This window comes from Bergeriella denitrificans NBRC 102155 (assembly GCF_001592185.1).
GTDB lineage: Bacteria > Pseudomonadota > Gammaproteobacteria > Burkholderiales > Neisseriaceae > Neisseria > Neisseria denitrificans.
Genome location: NZ_BCWL01000199.1, coordinates 1 through 3751, shown reverse-complemented (window position 1 = coordinate 3751; position 3751 = coordinate 1). Strand labels below are relative to the sequence as shown.

Here is a 3751-nt window from a genome sequence, read left to right as displayed (position 1 = left end):
CGACTATATAGTCGGAGAGCTGAATTTCTGCTACGGCGTTGGCTCACCTTGTATCAGAATTTCATTTCTCCGACTATACCGCCCCTGCCCGTTTTCAGACGGCTTCACCGCAGGCCGCGCCACTTTATCTAAAAATATTTCAAACACTTGCCGCCGAAAACATTAAAACCGCGCCGCAAGCCTTGACAATGCAGCAAGGTCTCCCTATAATACGCAGCTTATCGGGTCGTTAGCTCAGCTGGTAGAGCAGCGGACTTTTAATCCGTTGGTCGAAGGTTCGAATCCTTCACGACCCACCAGATATTCAAAAAAGCCTAAACAGATGTTTAGGCTTTTTTGTTGTCTTGAAAATTGATTGCCTGTGAATTGGATTTTGCCGCAGCAGGCGAGGCGCATCTTCAAGCCCGTGAGCAAAAAAGCCGTCTGTTTTCAGACGGCTTTTTTATGCTTTACGCCATGATTTTCTTGCCCAAAATCACAATATCCGCCGCTTCGCCCGCCAAGTCGCAAACCTGCGGCAGCCGGCCCCACTCTTGGAAACCGGCGTTGTAAAACAGGCGCAGGCTGGCGTGGTTGTGGGCGAAAATCACGGCCAACACATTGCGGATACCCAAGGCGGGGGCGCGTTCGAGCATATCATACAGCAGGATTTTACCCACACCCACGCCGCGCATATCGCGGCGCACGTAAATGCTGATTTCCGCACTGATATGGTAGGCCTCGCGCGGGTAATAGTCGCTGAAGCTGCCCCAGCCCAAAATCTCACCGCCATCATTTTTCAACACCAGCAGCGGCCGCTAGCCGCCGTGCGCGTCAAACCACACCTGCCGCTCGGCCACGCTGACGGGCGACAGGTCGGCGGTGGATTGGCGCGTGGCCACCGTGCTGTTGTAAATCTCGACAATGGCGGGCAAATCCTGCTGCCGCGCTTCGGAAATGGTGTATTGCATTTTCAGACGGCCTTTCAGAGCGGTATCATGCCGATGCAGCTTAATCACATCAGATACGGTCGTTATAAAACAAGGCGATGAGCGGCGGACACGCAACCGGGCATCACTCTGCCCGTACAGTTTAACCACCAACCCGCCGCCTGCCGCCGCCCGAGCATTCGGGCAGACGGCGCGTGATTATTGAATCAGCTTCGATACGGTTTTAAACGCGGGATGCTTGGCATCGGCCAACAGCTGAAACAGCACGCTTTCGCTGTTGCTGACCACCGCGCCGGCATCGCGCATCTGCTGCAGGGCGTTGGCTTTGTTGTCGGGGCTGCGCGAGGTGGTGCAGTCATACGGCACATAAACCGCCAGCCCTTTGGCGCGCAAATCCAATACCGTCTGCAGCATACACACATGGGCTTCTGCGCCGAGCAGCACTACATTGCGGATATTTTTCTCCGTCAATACGGCTTCTACTTCGTCAATCAGCGCCGAAAAGCGCGTTTTTTCAAATACCGGCACACCGTCCAGCAAAAGCTGCACGGCCGGGGTGGTTTTGCCCAAGCCTTTCGGATACTGCTCGGTCGCCACTACCGCCACTTCCAGCGCCTGCAAGCCTTGCAGCACGATGCGGCTGCGTTCGACCATTTTATCGGCTTCATGCAGCGCGGGCAGCAGCCGCTCCTGAATATCGACAACGATACACAAAGTATTTTCGGGTTTCATTTTTCTCTCCTCTCAAAAAACGCCTAAGCGTCGGGCAGCCGCAACATCCACACGGCCACGGCGGCGCACAGCAGCGATGCGGCGGCGGGAATGTGCCACGGCTGCACCTGCCAAAACAGCAGGCCGCACGATACGGTCATCATGCCCACGGCCAGAAATTTGGCGCGGCGCGGAACGGCGCGTTTCTGCTGCCAATTCCGCACCATCGGGCCGAAATACGGGTGGCAGAGCAGCCAATGATGGAAACGCGGCGATGCTTTCGCCCAGCAGGACGCGGCCAGCAAGACAAAAGGCGTGGTTGGCAACAGCGGCTGAAAGATGCCGATGATGCCCAAGGCCAGCGCCAGCGCGCCGCAGCACCAGAAAAACCACCTTACCAGCATACGCCGCTAGTCCGTATGCTGATGAAACGGGCAGCGCGGTATGTCCAGCTTGTCCCAACCTTCCTTGCCCATTTCTTCCAAGAGCGCAATGTTGCGCCCGAAAATGGCCGATGCGTCGGGAAAGGCTTCCGCAGCTTTGGCGATGCTGTCTTCCCGTATCAGATGCAGCGTCGGATAGGGGCTGCGGTTGGTATAGTTGCCGATGTCGTCGGCGTCCGTGTCTTCAAACTGAAAATCGGGGTGGAAAGGCGCAATCTGCACCACGCCTTCCAAATCATTATCGGCCACTGCGCCGTCGGCCAAATCCAGCATATCGTTGAACTGCAAAAAGTCGCCGAACAATGCCGGATGCACCAGCAAAGTCGTTTCCAGCTCTTCCGCCGGCGTTTCGCCCAATAATTGCAGCTCGCGGTCGAGGTCTTCCAAAAAGCCGTCGAGATGGCGGGCTTCGCTTACGGCAATCCGCACCCGGTTTTTCGCATACGGCGCTTTGGCAAACGGGCAGAGATTAAGACCGATAACGGCTTTTTCCAGCCACATGCGGGTATGCGCGGCAACGGTGTCTTTATCCGGAATATTCATAATGTCTCTATCGGGTCGGTTTTCGCGCCCGTGTGGCGGGCAGGCTGCGGCGCGGCAAATTGTTTTGTCAGGCCGTCTGAAAACGGGCGTTTGGGGCAATCGCGTTGCCGTCTGAATATTGCGTATTTTTCAGACGGCCTGCGCGGACGGATTTAACGCTTTACGCCGCTTAAACGCGCCCAACCTTCTTCGATTTGCGCCGGCTCGATGTCGAACCATTGGCCGTAGATTTCGCTCAATTCTTCAACTTGCTCGTCCAGCAGCCCCGACAAGACGATGCGGCCGCCCTGTTTGGTGCGCGCGGCCAGCATTTCGCCGAGCATACGCAGCGGGTTGGCGAGGATGTTGGCTACCACAACATCAAACTGTCCCGCAGGCAGGCCGTCGGGCAGGAAGAAGCGGGCTTGGACATTGTTTTGCGCGGCATTATCGTTGCTGGCGCGGATGGCTTGTTCGTCAATGTCCACGCCGGTGGCGGAACCTGCGCCGAGTTTGAGTGCGGCAATGGCTAAAATGCCGGAGCCGCAGCCGTAATCGAGCACGCTCTCGCCGCCTTTCAGTTCGCTGTCGAGCCATTGCAGGCACAGGCGGGTGGTCGGGTGGCTGCCGGTGCCGAAGGCCAGGCCGGGGTCGAGTTGCAGGTTGACTGCGTTTCCGTCGGGCGCATCGTGCCACGACGGGGTAATCCACAGGCGGTCGGAAATCTGAATCGGGTCGAACTGCGCTTGCGTGAGGCGTACCCAGTCCTGCTCGGGCAGAATTTCGGTTTCAAAACCGATGCCGCCCAAGCCGCATTCGGCGGCGGCGCGGTTGATGACGGCGGCTGCGTCGTCGTGTTCGCCGAATAAGGCGATGACTTTGCTTTGCTGCCAAATCTGCTCCGTCGGCATGCCCGGCTCGCCGAAGATGGCTTGCTCGTTTTCTGTGCCGGCATAAGCGTCTTCGATGGCGGCGGACAGTGCGCCGTGTTCCATCAGGGCGTCGGCAAGGCGTTCGGCAACGGCGTCGTTTACGGCAATGGTGGTTTGTTGGTAAGACATGATGGGTTTTCTTTCTGGGTGGCCGTCTGAATATTCAACGGGGAAGTCAGGCGTGCCGGATATATCGTGAGTGAAAATATAGTCG

Annotated in this window: 4 protein-coding genes, 1 tRNA gene and 1 pseudogene; 1 reads left to right on the top strand and 5 read right to left on the bottom strand. The window is 57.3% G+C overall.

Features of this window, described 5'->3' with window-relative positions; translation table 11 throughout:
* The first annotated feature begins 223 nt into the window (after nucleotides 1–223).
* Nucleotides 224–299: transfer RNA gene (locus BDE01S_RS09065), tRNA-Lys, on the top strand.
* Between the two features lie 150 nt (nucleotides 300–449).
* On the opposite strand, the pseudogene BDE01S_RS09060 reads toward BDE01S_RS09065, so the two are convergent.
* The 5 genes and pseudogenes from BDE01S_RS09060 to prmA form a co-directional block, all read right to left on the bottom strand.
* A pseudogene (locus tag BDE01S_RS09060) lies at nucleotides 450–950 on the bottom strand (GNAT family N-acetyltransferase).
* Between the two features lie 177 nt (nucleotides 951–1127).
* The gene (locus tag BDE01S_RS09055; RefSeq protein ID WP_066080501.1) at nucleotides 1128–1661 is read right to left on the bottom strand and encodes an isochorismatase family protein; all 534 of its coding nucleotides are present in this window, start codon (nucleotides 1659–1661) and stop codon (nucleotides 1128–1130) included.
* A 23-nt stretch (nucleotides 1662–1684) separates the two neighbouring features.
* Nucleotides 1685–2041, bottom strand: coding sequence for a YbaN family protein (locus BDE01S_RS09050; RefSeq protein WP_066080504.1), 357 nt, complete (start codon nucleotides 2039–2041; stop codon nucleotides 1685–1687).
* A 9-nt stretch (nucleotides 2042–2050) separates the two neighbouring features.
* The gene (locus BDE01S_RS09045) at nucleotides 2051–2626 is read right to left on the bottom strand and encodes a DUF1415 domain-containing protein (protein ID WP_066080499.1); all 576 of its coding nucleotides are present in this window, start codon (nucleotides 2624–2626) and stop codon (nucleotides 2051–2053) included.
* Nucleotides 2627–2778: 152 nt separating this feature from the next.
* Nucleotides 2779–3666, bottom strand: coding sequence for a 50S ribosomal protein L11 methyltransferase (gene prmA, locus BDE01S_RS09040; protein WP_066080496.1), 888 nt, complete (start codon nucleotides 3664–3666; stop codon nucleotides 2779–2781).
* Nucleotides 3667–3751 lie beyond the last annotated feature (85 nt).